The following is a 17048-nucleotide window of genomic DNA, read 5'->3' as shown; positions in this document are numbered from 1 at the left end:
GGCGAAACCGCGCTAAATCATCCGCAAACCGCCGGAGGATACCATGGCCCATTCGATCCGCGATATTGCACTGGCGTTGGGGGCAGAGGCCGACGGCGATCTTGACCTGACAGTGCTGCGGGCTTCCGAACCCGCAAGCGCAGGCCCGCAGGACTTGGCGCTGGCGATGGACCCGCGTTATGCTGATGGAATTCCAAAGGGTCAGGCGCAGGCAGCGATGCTGTGGCCCGGTGCCGATTGGCGGGCCTTGGGGCTGAAAGCCGTGATCTTTGCACCGCGTGGCCGTCTGGCGATGGCGGGGCTGTCGGTGCTGCTTGATCCCGGCCCTACCATTGCCCGCGGTGTGCATCCGATGGCGCTTATTGATGCCTCAGCGCAGATCGGTGAAAACGCTGCGATTGGCCCCTTCGTAGTCATCGGCCCAGACGTTAAAATCGGCGCACGCGCGCGGATTGCGAGCCACGTCTCGGTGGCCGAGGGCGCTGTGATCGGTGATGATGCCCTGATCCTGCAAGGTGCGCGGATTGGTGCGCGGGTGAAGATCGGGCATCGCTTTATCTGTCAGCCGGGTGCTGTGGTCGGTGCGGATGGATTTTCCTTCGTCACGCCCGAGAAATCGGGGGTTGAAGAAATCCGCGCAAGCCTCGGAAAACGCGATGAAATTCGCGCGCAGCGTTGGGTGAGGATACATTCCCTGGGGTCCGTCACCCTGGGCGATGATGTTGAGATTGGCGCGAATGTTACGATTGATCGTGGCACCGTTCGCGATACGGTAATCGGCTCGGGCAGCAAACTCGATAACCTCGTCCACATCGGCCACAACGTGCAGGTCGGTCGCGATTGCCTGCTCTGCGGGCAGGTCGGCATTGCGGGCTCGGCAAAGATTGGCGACCGGGTGGTGCTGGGCGGCCAAGTGGGCGTCAGCGATAATATCTTTGTCGGTGATGACGTGATTGCCGGCGGTGCGACGAAAATCCTGACCAATGCGCCTGCGGGCCGCGTGCTTTTGGGCTATCCTGCGGTGAAGATGGAAACCCATGTCGAGATGCAAAAGGCGCTGCGGCGGCTGCCTCGGCTGGCGGTTAAAGTGGCTCAACTGGAGAAGGCCATATCCCTGTTACCTGACGTTGATTAAACAGTGTGAACGGATAGCTAAGGAAAACCGATGAACATGCAAAGCCAAGTGATCAGCGTGCAAACGCAAGTCATCGCGATCATTGCCGAGCAAGCGGTGCTGGACATGGCCGATGTAACCCCGGGGCAGTCGCTGCAAAGTCTGGGCATTGACAGCTTGGGGCTGGTCGAAACCATCTTTGCGATTGAAGAAGCCTTTGATATCTCGGTGCCTTTCAATGCAAATGAGCCGTCGAAAAGCGGTTTTGATCTCAGTTCAGTGGCCTCGATTGTCGCCGCTGTCGAAAACCTGATCGCTCAGAAAGCCACATGACGCGGGTTGTTATCACCGGCGCGGGCACGGTTAACGCACTCGCCCGCGATGTCGCGGGAACATACGCCGCCTTTGCCGAGGGGCGCTGCGGCATTGCCGAATTAGACATCCGCGACAAGGATCGCCTCAGCATCAAGATCGGCGGTCAAATCCGCGATTGGGATGGCGACGCGCTGTTCACCCGGCAACAAATCACGCTTTACGACAAATTCACCCAGTTTGCCTTGGTTGCCGCCGCTGAAGCGATTGCGCAATCTGGTCTGGTCTTCGACGCCGATTTGGGCGACGAAACCGGTGTTGTGCTAGGCACGGCGGCGGGCGGCGTTAATACGTCTGACGACAATTACCGCGCAGTCTACGCCGAAGAAAAAAACCGCGTGCATCCGTTCGTCGTTCCACGGCTGATGAACAGTGCCGCCGCCAGCCATGTGGCGATGCAGTTCGGGCTGCGCGGCCCAAGTTTCAGCGTCTCCACCGCTTGCGCCAGTTCCAATCACGCGATGGGTCTGGCGTTTCAGGCAATCCGGGGCGGTGGTGCGAAAGTGATGGTCACCGGGGGCTCGGAATCCATGCTGTGCTTCGGCGGCATCAAGGCTTGGGAAGGTCTGCGCGTCATGTCGCAAACCGCTTGCCGTCCGTTCAGCCTGAACCGCAGCGGCATGGTCCAAGGCGAGGGTGCCGCAATCTTCGTGTTTGAAGACTACGAACATGCCCGCGCCCGCGGTGCCGAGATTTTGGCCGAGGTGATCGGCTTTGCGATGACCTCCGATGCCTCTGACATTGTGATGCCCTCGCAAGCCGGAGCCGCGCGGGCGATCCGTTTGGCGCTGCGCGATGCCAAAGTCGCACCAGATGCAGTTGGATACATCAACGCGCATGGCACCGGCACTGCGGCAAATGACAAAACCGAATGCGCCGCGATTGCTGAAGTTTTCGGGGCGGCGGCGCAGAACGTCATGCTGTCCTCCACCAAATCCATGCACGGCCATCTGATCGGCGGCACGGGCGCGGTAGAGCTGTTGGCTTGCCTGATGGCTTTGCGGCAAGACGTTATCGCGCCGACGATTGGCTATGATCAACCCGACCCGGAATGTCCGCTGGACGTCGTGCCAAATACGGCGCGTCAGGCCAATGTTGACGTCGTAATGTCGAACGCGTTTGCGTTTGGCGGATTGAATGCTGTGCTGGTGTTGCGCAAAGCACCGTAGAGCTTCGACAATTTACGCATGAAAAAAACCCGCCCAGAACTGGACGGGTTTTCTTAAATCTAACTCTAAAGCCTGCTTTGGCCGAAAAGGCTTACTTAGGCATCGTCAAAGCAACAGCGTCGTAACCCGCTGTGAAGCCTTTCAGCGACACATCAAGATCGACTTTCTGATCGGGCGCAGCAGCTGGCACGATAGTGATCGTCGCCTTGCTGCCCTTTTTGAACTGCGCGATTTCCTCTGCGGTGAAGCCGACACGCGCCACGCAACCAAGTTGGGCGCAGAAGGTGAACGGGTAAACCTTTGGTTTCGATGTATCGACAGCCACCACCAAATTAGCCGTCAACAAGGTTTCCAGCGGCGCGATAATCGTGGCGCCCGAGGCGGCTTTGGCACCAGCAGGCAGCGGGAACATGCTGATCTCGGCAACATTGGTGCCTTCTTTGTCTTTCAGCAGTTGATAAAGCTCGCACGGATCAGAACCGTCTTTCATCTTGGTGCAGCGCTGCGACCAGCTATCAAAAGCCGCCAACTGATAAATCTGGCCTTCTGCAGCCGTTTCTTGGGTCAGCGGCGCGGGCGGCGTATTGTTCTCAACGCCCATGCTAAGATCGTCAGCCGCAGGTGCGGTCGTATCGACCGTAGTTGTAGGCGCAGGTGCGGCAGGTGCGGCAGGGGTCGCTTCTTGTGCGAAGGCCGCAAAGGTCGAGCCAGCAAACGCCAGAGCGAACGAAAAGGCGAGGGTGCGGGGCAGGGCAGTCATCGACATCGCTGTCACTTCCTTGATTGGTTGCTCGACGCGAGCGCAGAGCAAGTTTCTTGATATTTGCTGGGCCAAACCATGGCTGGGCGGATGAATTGTTGGCCCTGCGCATAACATGGCAAACTGAGGAAGTCAGCGGAAAAAAACATCACGTCTTCGCGCGCAGATCAAAAATCCCACCGCTATACTCCTGAGAACATATTGCCTGTGAGACTGGCTACAAAAAGGAAAAAGGGCCGGAAAACCGACCCTCTTTCAACTTTTTTTATTCTCCCTGTCGGACTGGCCGACTTGTGAGGCAGACGCTACGGCGGTTTATTGGCCCCGTCAATACAATTGTGACACAATGTGACAGCCGCCCAAGCACAGCAAATGCTGCATCGCTTGCCCCCCTCGGCGCAGGGACGCTTCGGTGGACAAATCTTAACAAAGTCCTAATTGGCACCTGCTAAGTCATTGATTTATATCAAATGGAAGCTTGCCCACGCGTGGACATCCTGAAATCACCCGCAAACCCCAGCGCGACCTCGGATAATATCAAGCTGGCACTGACAAGCTAACAATGTAATTTGCAAACAAATGCTCCCCAAAGCGGGGAGGCGGCAGCGCAAAGGGTGCAACGATGGGCGAGACGATCTTTGTCGGCGGCGGTGGCGAAGCCTACGGCGTGCCGCAGAATATGCTGCTAAAATACGGCAACCGCCACGGCCTGATCGCCGGCGCGACTGGCACCGGCAAGACCGTGACGCTGCAAGTGCTGGCGGAAGGTTTCTCAGCCGAAGGTGTGCCGGTTTTCATGGCAGACGTGAAGGGAGATCTTGCGGGGCTGGCAGTCGCAGGCTCGACCAGCCACAAGCTGCACGAAGGCTTCATGACACGAGCCGCCACCATCGGGCTCGATCTGCAATACCGCGCCTTTCCGGTCACCTTCTGGGATCTGTTTGGCGAAAAAGGCCACCCGATCCGCGCCACCGTCGCCGAAATGGGGCCGCTGTTGCTGTCGCGCCTTCTGGAACTCACCGAACCGCAAGAAGGTGTGCTGAACGTCGCTTTCCGGCTGGCGGATGAGGAACAATTGCCTCTGCTCGATCTGAAAGACCTGCAAGCTCTGCTAAGCTTTGTCGCCGATCATGCCAGCGATATTTCGGCGCGTTTTGGTCTGGTTTCTCCCACCTCAGTCGGTGCGATCCAGCGCCGTTTGCTGGTTCTGGAAAATCAGGGCGCAATTCAGATGTTTGGCGAACCCGCGCTCGATCTTGCCGATCTGATGCGCACCGATGCCAATGGGGCAGGGATGATTAACATTCTTGCCGCGGAAAAGCTGATGAACGCGCCGAGGCTGTATGCGACGTTCCTGCTGTGGCTGCTATCAGAACTGTTCGAAAATCTGCCCGAAGTTGGCGATCCCGATAAGCCCAAACTCGTGTTCTTCTTCGATGAGGCCCATTTGCTGTTTACCGACGCGCCCAAAGCACTCGTGGCTAAGGTAGAGCAGGTGGCGCGTCTGATCCGCTCGAAAGGTGTTGGTGTCTATTTCATCACGCAAAATCCCGCGGATGTCCCCGATCTCATCCTAGGGCAGCTTGGCAACCGTGTTCAGCACGCTTTGCGCGCCTTTACAGCCAAAGATCAAAAAGACCTCAAACTCGCCTCCGAAACCTATCGGCCGAACCCACGCTTTGCCACCGAAGATGCGATCCGAGACGTCGGCACCGGTGAGGCTGTGACTTCATTTTTAGAGACAAAAGGTATTCCCGGTATCGTCGAACGTACACTCGTACGCCCGCCATCGTCGCAAGTTGGGCCAATTGAGCCTGCGCTGCGAGCGCAGCTTATGGCGTCTTCGCCGATGGGCGCGAAATACGATGCGGTGGTCGACCGCGACAGCGCTTATGAACGCTTACGAGCCCGTGCCGACCATGCTGCCCAAGAAGCGAATGCGGCCGAGCCGACGTCGCAGCACGACGAAGTTGACACGCGAGGATTTCGCAACGCCCGCCGCTACGACGGCGGCAGTCAGACCAGTAACGCGGCGCCAAAGAAGACAATCACCAGCCGCTCCGATTCGATTGGCGAGACCTTTGCCAAAAGTTTCGCAAGGAGTTTAGGATCAAAAACTGGGCAAGCGGTGATCCGCGGGGTGCTGGGGTCACTATTTCGCAGTCGTTGACAATGTTGCCTTAATCGCGTCTAGGTTGTGCCATATTCATCAGCAAGAGTGTTGAGCGAATGCGAATGAAATGGAGGCCGCGATGGCTCTGACGGCTGCTGAACAGTACTCATTGGAACTGATAAACCGCGCCCGGCTTGATCCGGCGGCAGAGGCCGCACGATACGGCATCAATCTTAATGCGGGTCTCGCTGCGGGTACGATATCGACTGCCTCGAAGCAGGTGGTGGCCCCCAATGCTCAGCTTGAGAATTCGGCGATTGGTCACTCGAAGTGGATGTTGGCTGAGGATGTATTCTCGCACACTGGCAGCGGCGGCTCTACGTCAGGGCAACGCGCTACCGCAGCCCATTATACGTGGTCTAATGTCGGTGAGAACCTAGCGGTTCGCTATACGTCGGGCAAAATGGACACCAACAGTGCGTCGCCGGCTCAGCATCAGGATTTATTTCTCAGCGCTGGTCATCGGTCAAATATGATGAAAAGCGTCTATCAAGAGATCGGCATTGCGCAAGAACGCGGCAACTTCACGCTTTCGGGCCACACTTACGATGCTTCGATGCTGACCGAAGTTTATGGTCGACCTAAAGCGGCGAACGTATTTCTGACAGGGGTTACTTACAACGATACCGACAAGAACAGTTTTTACAACATCGGTGAGGCGGCGGGAGGCGTCAGCTTTTCCTCGCAAGGGAAGACAACGACGAGTGCTGACTCAGGGGGCTACGCGTTAGGTTTGAAAGCTGGCGGTGCGGTGGGTGTTACCGGCAGCGTGGCTGGTCATGCGTTCTCGGCGACGGTCAATCTGGATGCGGGCAACGTCAAGCTGGACGTGGTGAATAGCAATTTGTTTCTGACCTCGGGAAGCCTGACGTTGGGTTCTGGCATCGACGCCGCTACGTTGCTCGGCTTGTCCGACCTAAGGCTTACTGGCAATGCACGGGCCAATTCACTTAACGGCAATAATGGCAGCAATGTGATTGCCGGCGGAGGCGGGGCCGATACGATGCACGGCAGCGGCGGCAACGACATCCTGACCGGGTCGGACGGCAGTGATCGGATGTACGGCGACCGTGGCAATGATCGGCTCTATGGCGGCTCAGGCAATGATAACATCATGGGCGCCACAGGCACGGACCTCTTGGATGGTGGTTCGGGTGCGGATCGCCTGACAGGAGATGCCAGCGCCGACTCGTTTGTTTTCAGAGCTGGGTTCGGCAAAGATGTTGTGACGGACTTTACTGCCGGTGACGGCGATAAGCTGCTGCTGGATGATACGCTTTGGGCCGGCAAGTCTTTGTCAGCCGCGCAGGTCGTATCACAGTTTGCGCATGTGGTTGCGGGGAATGTGGTGTTTGAGTTCAACCATGACACCACCTTAACGCTGAACGGACTGACATCGACCGCCAAACTCGCCGCTGCGATTGATATCATCTGACCAGTCGGCGGACTAAGACATCGCAAATGTGGCGCTAGACAACCCGTCGCAACTTCAACTTTGTGATGCGGTTCTCGCGCCGTTGCGCGATTTCAATCCGAAAGCCGTGGAAGTGAAAAACTTGCCCCTCGGCGGGAATCATCTGCGCCTCGTGGATCACGAGGCCCGCAATGGTGTTGGCTTCGGCATCAGGCAGTTGCCAATCCGTCGCGCGGTTTAGGTCACGGATCGTCATCGCGCCCTCTACCAGATATTCGCCGTTAGCTCCCGGTTTGAGCCCAGAATCGCGCGACACTACATCAAATTCGTCGGTGATATCGCCGACGATTTCTTCCAGAATGTCTTCAAGCGTGATCAGCCCCTGCAGCGCCCCATATTCATCAACGACCAGCGCGAAATGCGTACGGCGTTTGAGAAACTCGCGCATCTGCTCGTCAAGACTGGTAGTGTTTGGAATGAAGTAGGGCTTCTTTGCGACCTTGAGAATATCGAGGCTTTCCAGCCCCTCTGGCGATTCGCCCCGCAGCAGACGGTCCAGTTCGCGAAGCAGGTCTTTGGTGTGGATAACGCCGAGAATATTCTCGGTCTCATCCCGGTAAACTGGCAAGCGCGAATGTGGTGAGGCGAGCATTTGGCTGACAATATCTCCCGGCGCATCATCGACGTTGATCATCTCGATCTGGCGGCGGTGGCGCATGATTTCTTCGACCGCCCGGTCGGACAGATCGAGCGCGCCCAAAAGACGGTCGCGGTCTTCCTTTTGCATGGCACCGCCGGAGTGACCCAAAGCAATGGCCCCTGCGATGTCATCTCGCAGAGCATCGTGCTGTTCAGACAGATCAAACGTCAGCCCAAAACTGCGCAATGCGGCAAGTTTAAGCATCTGCATCACCGCTGCGAGAGGCGCAAATAAGATCGCTGCGACAAGCCCAAAATAACCCAGTCGGCTAAGCGTCGCCTCGGGTACCGCTGCCCCAACGCCCGACGGGATAATTCGACCTATCAGCGCCAGCGTCATGCCAGCCGCAAAACTTAATAAAGCGAAATCTACCCCCGGCCATGCCCGCGCTTGCCAGAATGTTGTCGCCAAAGCCGCCAATGCCATTAGGTTATGGGCCAGCCGCAGCGCCATCAAACCGGGCTTACGTCGTGCGACAAGCCGAGATGCCACCACCTCAACCGGACGGCCATGCGCCAGATGTTGCAGTGCCGCGATGATCGCAGCCAGCAACGCCGCTGCCGTAAGCAGAACGAGGATCAGCGCAGAAATCCAAAACTGCTGCATCACGCCTCAGACTTGCCAAGGGTTGCCAGCGGATGATGCGTCAGCACCAACCGTCGCAAATCCTCATCGAGCACATGCGTGTATATCTCTGTCGTCGCGACATCCGCGTGACCAAGCAAAGTTTGTATCACCCGCAAATCTGCACCGCCTGCAAGCAGATGCGTCGCGAAAGCGTGGCGCAGAGTGTGAGGCGTCACCGTGCTTGGATCAACTCCACCCTGCGCCGCTATGTCCTTTATCAGCAAATAAAAATGCTGGCGGGTCAGATGGCCATCAACTCCGGGGCCGGGGAACAGCTGTTTTGAGGCGGGCTTGCCGAGTTTGCGCGCCGCTTCATCTTGTGCATCACGCTCGGTCAACCACGCCCGTACGGCTGCGCGTGCGGGCGTAGACAGCGGCACCATGCGTTCTTTGTCGCCCTTGCCTTTGACCAGAATCATCTTCGGATCACCGCGCACCGCCGCGATGGGCAAGCCGACCAATTCGGACACACGCATGCCGGTGGCGTACAAAAGCTCGACCAGAGCGCAGTTGCGCAGGCGCTCGGATGGTGATCGCCCAGTGATCCGAGCCGCCTCCAACAGGCGCTCAACCTCTGGCAGAGACAGAGTGCCCGGCAGACGCTGACTGGCCCCCGGACCCTTGATGCGCACGGCGGGATTGTCGTCTCGCCAGCCTTCTTCATGTGCGAAGCGGTAAAGCTGCCGTATCGCCGACAACCGCCGCGCCCTTGTGGCCTTCGACAAGCCTTGGGCATCGCAAAACACCAGATAACTTTCCACCTGATCACGGCCAGCCAACATAAAGCTGCTACCGCGCTTGGAAAGCCACTCTGAAAAATCTTGCAGATCGCGGCCATAGGCCAGTTGAGTGTTGCGTGCAGCACCCAGATCGGCTGCCTGCGCCGCAAGGAAACTCGATATCCAACTGTCCTGATGAGCGGGCGCGGCCATTTAGCCCCGCCGTTCCAGAAGCATCAACTGCAATGCGGTGCGGCGGGCAATATCTTCCAGCCCAAGCTTGCGCAGCACGCTCAAACCCTCGGTGACCTTGACCAACTCGCCGCGAACGCCGCTCTCGATGCGGATCATCGCCTGCAACATTGCCTCACCCACCCGTTTCTGCGCGATCAGTTCCGCAATATCGTCGGGAAGTTGCGGATCGGTAAACGCAGGCGCAATCGCCCGCGCCATGCTGTCCGGGGCGAGCAGGCCCTTGACCGAACCCGCAGCCAATCCGGCGAGAAATAGGCTGCGCGCGTCGGTTGCTGCATCTGGCGACTTTGCCAATCGCTCATATTCCGGCGATAACAGGCCCATCTCATAGCTGATGCGAGCCGCATCTCCGGTAAGGTGCAGTTTTGCCAACGGTCCAGCGAACAAGGTGGCAAATGGCACTTCCACCTCAACATCGCGCATCCGAGCATAAGCGAGCGGCAGACGTTGCTCTATTGCCGCAACATCGCCTTTGCTTAAGGCGGTATCGAAGCGCTGAAACGCATCGGCGCGGTCCCATACGCCGCCCGAGGCCGCCGGGGCGCGATCAGTGTAAAGCCCAAGCAGAACGTTGGGCGTGATTGCCCCCGCGCGAGACAACCGCTCGGCGGCTTCGATCTGCGCCTTCCAGCCTGCATGTTCTGAAAGATCAGCATGGGCAAACGCCGGAGGCAGAGTAGCTGTCGGCAAAGGCTCTCCCAGCGCATCGTAAATCCGCCAGACCAGCGGCGTTATCGGTTTTGGCGCAGGTGGCATATCCTCACCGTCGAATTGCTCGGGGTCGAGGAAACGCGACAGCAACAGATCTTCATCGGCCGTAATATTGCCCAAGGCTTGCGCCGTGCGCAGCGTCAGGGCTGCGGCATTCCAATCACCCGCACGGGCCAAGCAGAACACCCGCGTGGTCAACGTCGGGGCCAAACCGGGCGCGGCTTTCAGCACCTCGCAGGCGTGATCCTCATTACCGGTCAGCAGTGCGACGTCAAAGCTGCGGCGGAACAGGTCGGGCGAACTCGCAGCACCTGCCGCATCAATTAGCGCCTGCGCTTGATCAAGTGCTCCCATCGTCAGCAGCTTGTCGACGCGCGCAATCAGCAGATCGCCGGAGCCTTCGGAATCCGCCGGTGCTTCGGCCTCAGCCAACAACAATGTCATTAGTAACGATTGCAGCGCAGGCACGTCGCCTTGACCGGCTTCGGCAATATCCGCGGCAATTTCAGCGCTGTGCCCGATGCCCCAAAGATCATGCGGAAACCCGGTTACCATTGGCGGCAGCAGCCCGACGGCATCCAGCGATGTGCCACCCAACACAGTCGTCGCCACCGCATCCGGCAGAGCATCGGTGGTCACCTTCGGCTCGTTAGCGACTGGAGGCAGATTTGCCTGCGTGCCATTCAGCGCAGTAGGCGCACTCACGGACTTCGGAGGCGCAAGCGGAGCCTTGGCCACGCTGCCTTTCGGCGTAGGGGTCTTCACCGATTGCGACAACCAGCTGATCGCAGACAGCGGCTTACGCTCTGCCAAACCCATCTGCGGCAGGCAAAACAGAGCCGCCGCCAGCATAAAGCGCGCAGCGGGATTAATAAGCATGATCAGTCGGCATGCAGGGTCACCGGCAGTTTTACCTCTGAAGCGGTCGGAGAAAGATCCGCCAGATAGGCGTAACCTGTCAGCCCAATGAAGCCAAGCATCGCCAAAACAACCAAAACCTTGATAATACGCACCATGCCCACTTCGCCCTTACTGCTACATCGGTTCGCCCGACGTCTTTGTTGTGTGTGTCACTGATCAGCGTTCTGCCCCCTGCGTAGGCGCTTCGCAACATGGGCCAGATTATATATGGCATTTGCGCCGAGTTCACGCCATTCAGGGAAGAAAGATTTGCCTTGGGCGGCGATGCGCCGCCGATATATCACAAATCGAGGCAGACAGGGAAAAACAACGTGCTGCTGAAAAAAACCGTGGTGATGGTTGGGATGATGGGCGCGGGTAAAACTGCGGTAGGCACGGCACTTGCGCGCCTGCTTCAGGTGCCGTTCCGTGATTCGGACGAAGAGATCGTGCGCGCGGCCGACCGTAGCATTGCCGAAATCTTTGAGCGCGATGGCGAGGCGTTCTTCCGCGCCCGTGAAACCGAGGTCATTGCGCGCCTGCTGCGTGGTGCGCCTTGCATTCTTTCGACCGGGGGCGGGGCGTTTCTGTCGCAGCCCAATCGCAGCTTGATCCACGAGGCTGGGGTGTCGGTTTGGCTGCGCGCCGATCTCGAACTGCTGTGGCAGCGCGTGCGTCATAAAGCCACCCGCCCGCTCTTGCGCACCTCTAATCCACGCGAAACCCTGCGCGGGCTTTACGATTCCCGGCTTCCCTTCTACCAGATGGCTGATCTGACGGTTGATTCCTCGGCGGAATTGTCGGTTGAAGATATGGCGCAACGGGTGGTCAATGCGTTGGCGATCCGTGCTGACGTACTCGAAAGGATCTAAGATGAGCCTGAATGTCGTCAACGTGGACTTAGGCTCGCGCAGTTATGAAGTACGGATCGGCCGCGGCCTGATCTCGCAAGCCGGTCAACAGATTGCGCCCTTGCTCAGGCGCAAGAAAGTCGCCGTCATCACCGATGATACCGTCGCCGCGCGTCATTTGATGGATCTCGCGAAGGCGTTTGAAAACGAAGGCATTACCATGACCGCGTTGACAATTCCCCCCGGCGAAAGCTCGAAGGGGTGGGAGCAGTTTGCGCGTTGTGTCGAATGGCTGCTGGAACAGAAGATAGAGCGTCGCGACGTTGTTGTGGCGTTTGGTGGTGGCGTGGTCGGTGATCTTGTCGGGTTTGCCTCGGCCGTACTGCGCCGGGGCGTGCGGTTCGTGCAAATCCCCACGACGCTGCTGGCGCAGGTCGATAGTTCGGTCGGTGGCAAAACCGGTATCAACACCACGCAGGGCAAAAATCTCGTCGGTGCCTTCCATCAACCAAGCTTGGTGCTGGCCGACATTGACGTGCTCGCCACGCTGCAGCCCCGCGACTTCCTTGCGGGCTACGGCGAAGTGGTGAAATACGGCCTGCTCGGCGACGCTGATTTCTACGATTGGCTTGAGGTCAATGCCCCGGCAATGGCGCAGGGCCATGCGAGCTTGCAGCAATACGCCGTCACCCGCTCGGTCGAGATGAAAGCAGGCATCGTCAGCCGTGACGAAACCGAAGAAGGTGAACGCGCGCTGCTTAACCTTGGCCACACCTTCTGCCATGCACTTGAAAAAGCTACCGGATTTTCAGATCGCCTGCTACACGGCGAGGGTGTCGCCATCGGCTGCGCTTTGGCATTTGAACTTAGCCAACGTCTTGGCCTCTGCGCCCAAGAAGTTCCAAGCCGCGTCCGCGCTCACCTCAGAACCATGGGCATGAAGACCGATGTTGCCGATATACAAGGCGATCTGCCAAGTGCCGAGGCTTTGCTGGCGCTGATGGGGCAGGACAAGAAAGTCATCGACGGCAAGCTGCGATTTGTGTTGGCGCGTGGCATCGGACAGGCTTTTGTCGCCGAAGATGTGCCACATGACTTGGTGCTTGGTCTGCTCGGCGACGCCCTAGCTGCGCGGCGCCAGGGTTCGATAAGCTGAATAAACACGCATCCGCCCAGTTTCCGGGCGTTCTCGCGCATGTTTTGCCGCCTGCGTCCCGCTAAGCTCGAATTATTCGCTTGCACAATTAGGGGTCGGCGCATTTGATGGCTGAAATCATAACGGCTGGAAACACATGCCGATTCAGGGAACTACGGCTGAAAAGCCCACAGCAATTCGTGTAGCCGGTCTGCACAAGTCATTTGGCACCCATGAGGTGTTGAAAGGTGTGTCGCTAACTGCGCGCGAAGGCGATGTGGTGGCGATCATTGGCGGCTCGGGCTCGGGCAAATCGACCATGCTGCGCTGCATCAACTTTTTGGAAACCCCGTCGGCAGGCACGATTGAGATCGGCTCTGAGGCGGTTTCAATGCGCCCAGATGGCAGCCCGTCTGATCGCCGACAGCTAGAGCGGTTGCGGCAAAGTCTGGGCATGGTGTTTCAGAATTTTAACCTCTGGACCCATAAAACCGTGCTGGAAAACCTGATTGAGGTGCCAGTGCATGTGCTGAAATTGCCAAGGGCAGAGGCCGAAGCGCGGGCGCATAAGCTGCTCGCTCGGGTGGGTTTGGCGGAAAAAGCTGGCGCATACCCGGCGTACATGTCGGGCGGTCAGCAACAACGTGCCGCCATCGCGCGGGCCTTGTGCATGGAACCACGTGCGATGCTGTTCGACGAGCCGACCTCGGCCTTAGATCCCGAATTGGTTGGTGAGGTGTTGCAAGTCATCAAGGGCTTGGCTGACGAAGGCCGCACTATGGTGCTGGTTACGCATGAGATGAAATTCGCACGTGAGGTCGCAAGTCATGTGATCTACTTGCACAACGGACTGATCGAAGAAGAAGGCCCGCCGGCCGAAGTGTTCGGTGCGCCAAGATCGGAAAGACTAAAACAGTTCTTGAAAACCGTGGGTTAGCGCGGAGACTTAAACCAACTTGTAAGGATTAACTATGAAGAAAATAGCTATTGCGGCAGCGGTGTCTCTGCTGTTTGGAACAGCCGCGTTTGCAGCACCTTTGAAAATTGGTGTCGCCGCAGAACCATATCCACCGTTCACGTCGCCCGATGCCAGTGGCAACTGGACAGGTTGGGAAATTGATTTCCTTAGCGCAGTCTGCAAAAAAGCAGCACTTGATTGCGTGATCACCCCGACAGCTTGGGATGGCATCATCCCCGCGCTGAACGCCGGGCAGATTGACGTGATCATGTCCTCGATGTCGATCAACGAAGAACGGCAAAAAAGCATCGATTTCACCGACAAATACTACAACACGCCGACCGCCGTTATGGCCACCAAAGACGCGGGCATTCTGCCGACCGCAGAGGGCCTGAGCGGCAAGATTATCGGTGTGCAGGTTTCAACCATCCAAGAGGCTTATGTGCAGGCGCATTTCCCTGACGCTGAGCTGAAAAGCTATCAAACTTCGGACGAATCCTATCAGGATCTGGCAGCAGGCCGGATTGATGCGGTTGTCGCGGATTCGATCGTGGTGGCCGATTTTCTGAAAACCGCACCCGGCGCTTGCTGCGAAAACGTCGGAAACGTTGCCGATGATCCAGCTATATTGGGACGCGGCGTCGGCTTTGGTTTGCGCAAGGGTGATCCGCTTAATGCGACGCTGAACAAGGCAATTGCCGATGTTCGGGCTGATGGCGAATATGATGCCATCACCAAGAAATACTTCACCATCGACATCTACGGTCCCGCAAACTGATGGTTTGCCCTCCACCCGCAGAGCTTTCGAGCCTGACTTTACTTGGCTTCGGCGATTGCGGCTGGGGGGCGACCCTGCTTTGGGGCTTTGGCAACTCGCTGATGATCGCGCTTGGCGCCTATGCGATTGGATTTTGCATTGGCGTCTCCGGCGCGTTTGGCAAACTTTACGGCGGCCCGGTCGCGAAAGACCTGCTCGCCGTTTACACGACTATTGTGCGGGCGGTGCCGGAGTTGGTACTGATCCTGATCCTGTATTACGCGGTGCCCGCGCTGATCAATCAGGTACTGCTGGGGTTAGGCTACGAGCGTATCAATCTTCCCCAATTCATCACCGGCGTGGTTGTGCTGGCGGTGGTGCAGGGCGCTTATCAGATTGAAGTGTTGCGGGGTTCGATTCTCGCGGTGCCGCAGGGTCAGATTGAGGCTGCCCGCGCGATGGGGATGTCGCCGGTGATGCTGGCGCGGCGGATTACGTTGCCGCTGATGACCTCGAATGCGATTCCGGGATTGGGAAATCTTTGGCTGAACGCAACTAAGGATACAGCTTTGCTGGCGGTGATTGGATTTACCGAACTGACCAAAGCGACGTTCCAGGCTTCGGCCACCACAAAGGCATTTTTCACGTTTTACGGCGCAGCGATGGCGCTTTATATGGCGGTTTCGCTGGTCTCAATTCTGCTGTTCGGGCGGCTCGAAAAAGTCTCACGCCGCGGCCAACGCGATTCGAGGGGCTGATGCGCGACTTTCTCAATTTGCGCCGGGTGATTATGATCGCGATTGCAGCGGGGCTGGTGTTGTGGTGCGCGTATTCTTTGCGCTGGGATTGGCTGGCGAACCCGAAGTATCAGTCAATGATGCTGCGCGGGTTGTGGCAGACGATCTGGATGCTGGTGGTGACCATGGTAATCGGGTTTGCGCTGGCGATCCCGATTGGGTTCGTACAGGCGGCGGGGCCGCGGTGGCTCGCTTGGCCGGCGCGGGTGTTTTGCTCGGTGATCCGGGGCACGCCGCTTTTGATGCAGATTTGGCTGCTGTATTACGGCATAGGGTCGTTGTTTCCGTCGATCCCGTGGATCAGAGACAGTATGTTCTGGCCGATCTTGCGGCAGGCTTGGCCGTATGCGGTGGTGGCGCTTTCGCTGTCCGTGGCGGGGTATGAGGGTGAGGTTTTACGCGGCGCTTTCAAATCTGTACCGCATGGCCAGTTAGAGGCTGCTCGGGCGATGGGGATGCCTCGGTTCACCATCTTTCGGCGGATCTGGTTGCCGCAGGCGATCCAGCGGGTTTTGCCGACGATTGGCGGCGAGACGGTTTTGCAGTTGAAATCGACGCCGCTGATCTCGACGATTACGATCATGGAAATTTATGATGTCGCTGGCCGGGTGCGGCGCGATACTTTGGTGGTTTATGAGCCGCTGTTGTTGCTGGCACTGACTTATATGGCGATCACGGCGCTGATTGTTCTGCTGTTCAAATGGTTTGAAAGTCGGTTCCCGAGCAAAGTGGCTTGAGGCGGTGTCCACACGTGGACAGGATTGCGATTACGTAGAATCAATGGGTTACGAAGTGAGATTCAGGGTTTATTAATGGTTTGCTATTTTGGGTCGAGGTTTTGGGTGCATTTTGGATGCCTTCGGCGCGGATATCTAAACCCGTCTGAAAGCAAATTTAGCTAAGTTTTGGCGCGTTTCTCGGCACGGTCAGCTGCCGCCCAGCCGTAGCCGCGCGAACAACACGCAGCCGTCAAGGCCGTTTTTGACCGCTTGCTCGTCGCCTCGGCGCAGCCAATCCAGCCATAATCCGTCCAGCGTTGCCATGATCAGGTCGGCGACGGCTGGGATGCGTTCATAAGCATAGCCTGCGGCCATGTGGTCGAGCAGGCGTTCCAGCGCGTCGCGATGGCTGTCGTAAAGCGCGCGCTCAATTGAGGCTATTTCGCTGTGGGTCAGGGCTGCCGACCACAGATCAATCCGCAGCCGCAAATGCGCGGGGGTCATCAGGTCGGTGCTGAAGCCTGCGCGCAAAAAGCGGTCCAGCCGTTCTGAGGGCGTGCCACCGGGTCTTATCAAGGCGCGACGACCAGCCTGTTGCACCTGATCGGCGGCGAGACGAAAGGCGGCTGCCAACACTTCGGCCATATCTTTGTAGTGATATGTCAAATGCCCCAGCGACAGGCCAGCCTCGGCTGCCACCTTGCGGGCAGTCAGACCGGAATGGCCGTGATTTTGCAGGCTGCGCAGAGCGGCTTCGGCAATTTGTTTGCGGCGGGCTTCGGAGGTCAGGCGCGTTTGGGCAGGACGGCTGGACTTTTCGGGCATGTGTACTTTCCACGGGTAGGCAAAAGCAGGGTGCGCATACCCCTTCACTTTCTGCCCTTATTCCCGCAGAAGGGCAACGCTAGAGGCAGGGG

General features: G+C 58.0%; 17 protein-coding genes. 11 read left to right on the top strand and 6 right to left on the bottom strand.

The window, feature by feature from the left end; translation table 11 throughout:
* The first annotated feature begins 43 nt into the window (after positions 1-43).
* Genes JWS10_RS20095 through JWS10_RS20085 form a run of 3 tightly spaced genes read left to right on the top strand, consistent with a single transcriptional unit; the run spans position 44 to position 2655 of the window.
* Positions 44-1135: a UDP-3-O-(3-hydroxymyristoyl)glucosamine N-acyltransferase gene (locus tag JWS10_RS20095; RefSeq protein ID WP_299509564.1), complete on the top strand. Its 1092-nt coding sequence runs from the start codon at positions 44-46 to the stop codon at positions 1133-1135.
* A 36-nt stretch (positions 1136-1171) separates the two neighbouring features.
* The gene (locus JWS10_RS20090; protein ID WP_299509611.1) at positions 1172-1447 is read left to right on the top strand and encodes an acyl carrier protein; all 276 of its coding nucleotides are present in this window, start codon (positions 1172-1174) and stop codon (positions 1445-1447) included.
* Complete coding sequence (locus tag JWS10_RS20085; RefSeq protein WP_299509563.1) at positions 1444-2655, top strand: beta-ketoacyl synthase; 1212 nt, start codon at positions 1444-1446, stop codon at positions 2653-2655. Before JWS10_RS20090 ends, JWS10_RS20085 begins: the two co-directional genes overlap by 4 nt.
* 91 nt (positions 2656-2746) lie before the next feature.
* Here JWS10_RS20085 and JWS10_RS20080 read toward each other — a convergent pair whose 3' ends face one another.
* Positions 2747-3421 (bottom strand): invasion associated locus B family protein, encoded by a 675-nt coding sequence (locus JWS10_RS20080; RefSeq protein WP_299509562.1) that lies wholly within the window; start codon positions 3419-3421, stop codon positions 2747-2749.
* Between the two features lie 616 nt (positions 3422-4037).
* Between JWS10_RS20080 and JWS10_RS20075 the strand changes: the two genes are divergently transcribed.
* Both JWS10_RS20075 and JWS10_RS20070 read left to right on the top strand, forming a co-directional pair.
* Positions 4038-5585 (top strand): helicase HerA-like domain-containing protein, encoded by a 1548-nt coding sequence (locus JWS10_RS20075; RefSeq protein WP_299509561.1) that lies wholly within the window; start codon positions 4038-4040, stop codon positions 5583-5585.
* An 82-nt stretch (positions 5586-5667) separates the two neighbouring features.
* Entirely contained in the window at positions 5668-7023 is a 1356-nt protein-coding gene (locus JWS10_RS20070; RefSeq protein ID WP_299509559.1) for a CAP domain-containing protein, read from the top strand.
* Positions 7024-7057: 34 nt separating this feature from the next.
* Here the strand turns inward: JWS10_RS20070 and JWS10_RS20065 are convergent, their stop codons facing one another.
* Genes JWS10_RS20065 through JWS10_RS20050 form a run of 4 tightly spaced genes read right to left on the bottom strand, consistent with a single transcriptional unit; the run spans position 7058 to position 11030 of the window.
* Positions 7058-8308, bottom strand: coding sequence for a transporter associated domain-containing protein (locus JWS10_RS20065; RefSeq protein ID WP_299509558.1), 1251 nt, complete (start codon positions 8306-8308; stop codon positions 7058-7060).
* Positions 8308-9261 (bottom strand): site-specific tyrosine recombinase XerD, encoded by a 954-nt coding sequence (locus tag JWS10_RS20060; RefSeq protein WP_299509557.1) that lies wholly within the window; start codon positions 9259-9261, stop codon positions 8308-8310. The genes JWS10_RS20065 and JWS10_RS20060 overlap by 1 nt, the downstream gene beginning before the upstream one ends.
* Positions 9262-10893, bottom strand: a complete 1632-nt coding sequence (locus JWS10_RS20055; protein WP_299509556.1) for a hypothetical protein — start codon at positions 10891-10893, stop codon at positions 9262-9264.
* Between the two features lie 2 nt (positions 10894-10895).
* Positions 10896-11030 (bottom strand): hypothetical protein, encoded by a 135-nt coding sequence (locus JWS10_RS20050; RefSeq protein WP_299481192.1) that lies wholly within the window; start codon positions 11028-11030, stop codon positions 10896-10898.
* A 180-nt stretch (positions 11031-11210) separates the two neighbouring features.
* Between JWS10_RS20050 and JWS10_RS20045 the strand changes: the two genes are divergently transcribed.
* From JWS10_RS20045 to JWS10_RS20020, 6 genes are all read left to right on the top strand, one after another.
* Positions 11211-11786, top strand: a complete 576-nt coding sequence (locus JWS10_RS20045) for a shikimate kinase (protein WP_299481218.1) — start codon at positions 11211-11213, stop codon at positions 11784-11786.
* 1 nt (position 11787) lies between these two features.
* Positions 11788-12921: a 3-dehydroquinate synthase gene (gene aroB / locus JWS10_RS20040; protein WP_299509555.1), complete on the top strand. Its 1134-nt coding sequence runs from the start codon at positions 11788-11790 to the stop codon at positions 12919-12921.
* Positions 12922-13057: 136 nt separating this feature from the next.
* On the top strand, positions 13058-13837 hold the full coding sequence (locus JWS10_RS20035) for an ATP-binding cassette domain-containing protein (protein ID WP_299481198.1): 780 nt from the start codon (positions 13058-13060) through the stop codon (positions 13835-13837).
* 34 nt (positions 13838-13871) lie between these two features.
* On the top strand, positions 13872-14636 hold the full coding sequence (locus tag JWS10_RS20030; protein WP_299509554.1) for a transporter substrate-binding domain-containing protein: 765 nt from the start codon (positions 13872-13874) through the stop codon (positions 14634-14636).
* Complete coding sequence (locus tag JWS10_RS20025) at positions 14636-15373, top strand: ABC transporter permease subunit (RefSeq protein WP_299509553.1); 738 nt, start codon at positions 14636-14638, stop codon at positions 15371-15373. Before JWS10_RS20030 ends, JWS10_RS20025 begins: the two co-directional genes overlap by 1 nt.
* The gene (locus JWS10_RS20020) at positions 15373-16149 is read left to right on the top strand and encodes an ABC transporter permease (protein ID WP_299509552.1); all 777 of its coding nucleotides are present in this window, start codon (positions 15373-15375) and stop codon (positions 16147-16149) included. Before JWS10_RS20025 ends, JWS10_RS20020 begins: the two co-directional genes overlap by 1 nt.
* A 189-nt stretch (positions 16150-16338) precedes the next feature.
* On the opposite strand, the gene JWS10_RS20015 is transcribed toward JWS10_RS20020, so the two are convergent.
* Entirely contained in the window at positions 16339-16956 is a 618-nt protein-coding gene (locus tag JWS10_RS20015; protein WP_299509551.1) for a TetR/AcrR family transcriptional regulator, read from the bottom strand.
* Positions 16957-17048: the final 92 nt, after the last annotated feature.

Source organism: Cypionkella sp. (assembly GCF_028290025.1).
GTDB lineage: Bacteria > Pseudomonadota > Alphaproteobacteria > Rhodobacterales > Rhodobacteraceae > Cypionkella.
Note: the sequence above shows the minus strand (reverse complement) of the source record. Positions and strands in the feature narration are given on the sequence as shown.

Excerpts from the sequence above, each read along its gene's own strand:
- JWS10_RS20095 (WP_299509564.1), top strand. The coding sequence starts at position 44 with ATGGCCCATTCGATCCGCGATATTGCACTGGCGTTGGGGGCAGAGGCC.
- JWS10_RS20090 (WP_299509611.1), top strand. The coding sequence starts at position 1,172 with ATGCAAAGCCAAGTGATCAGCGTGCAAACGCAAGTCATCGCGATCATT.
- JWS10_RS20085 (WP_299509563.1), top strand. The coding sequence starts at position 1,444 with ATGACGCGGGTTGTTATCACCGGCGCGGGCACGGTTAACGCACTCGCC.
- JWS10_RS20080 (WP_299509562.1), bottom strand. The coding sequence starts at position 3,421 with ATGTCGATGACTGCCCTGCCCCGCACCCTCGCCTTTTCGTTCGCTCTG.
- JWS10_RS20075 (WP_299509561.1), top strand. The coding sequence starts at position 4,038 with ATGGGCGAGACGATCTTTGTCGGCGGCGGTGGCGAAGCCTACGGCGTG.
- JWS10_RS20070 (WP_299509559.1), top strand. The coding sequence starts at position 5,668 with ATGGCTCTGACGGCTGCTGAACAGTACTCATTGGAACTGATAAACCGC.
- JWS10_RS20065 (WP_299509558.1), bottom strand. The coding sequence starts at position 8,308 with ATGCAGCAGTTTTGGATTTCTGCGCTGATCCTCGTTCTGCTTACGGCA.
- JWS10_RS20060 (WP_299509557.1), bottom strand. The coding sequence starts at position 9,261 with ATGGCCGCGCCCGCTCATCAGGACAGTTGGATATCGAGTTTCCTTGCG.
- JWS10_RS20055 (WP_299509556.1), bottom strand. The coding sequence starts at position 10,893 with ATGCTTATTAATCCCGCTGCGCGCTTTATGCTGGCGGCGGCTCTGTTT.
- JWS10_RS20050 (WP_299481192.1), bottom strand. The coding sequence starts at position 11,030 with ATGGTGCGTATTATCAAGGTTTTGGTTGTTTTGGCGATGCTTGGCTTC.
- aroB (WP_299509555.1), top strand. The coding sequence starts at position 11,788 with ATGAGCCTGAATGTCGTCAACGTGGACTTAGGCTCGCGCAGTTATGAA.
- JWS10_RS20035 (WP_299481198.1), top strand. The coding sequence starts at position 13,058 with ATGCCGATTCAGGGAACTACGGCTGAAAAGCCCACAGCAATTCGTGTA.
- JWS10_RS20030 (WP_299509554.1), top strand. The coding sequence starts at position 13,872 with ATGAAGAAAATAGCTATTGCGGCAGCGGTGTCTCTGCTGTTTGGAACA.
- JWS10_RS20025 (WP_299509553.1), top strand. The coding sequence starts at position 14,636 with ATGGTTTGCCCTCCACCCGCAGAGCTTTCGAGCCTGACTTTACTTGGC.
- JWS10_RS20020 (WP_299509552.1), top strand. The coding sequence starts at position 15,373 with ATGCGCGACTTTCTCAATTTGCGCCGGGTGATTATGATCGCGATTGCA.
- JWS10_RS20015 (WP_299509551.1), bottom strand. The coding sequence starts at position 16,956 with ATGCCCGAAAAGTCCAGCCGTCCTGCCCAAACGCGCCTGACCTCCGAA.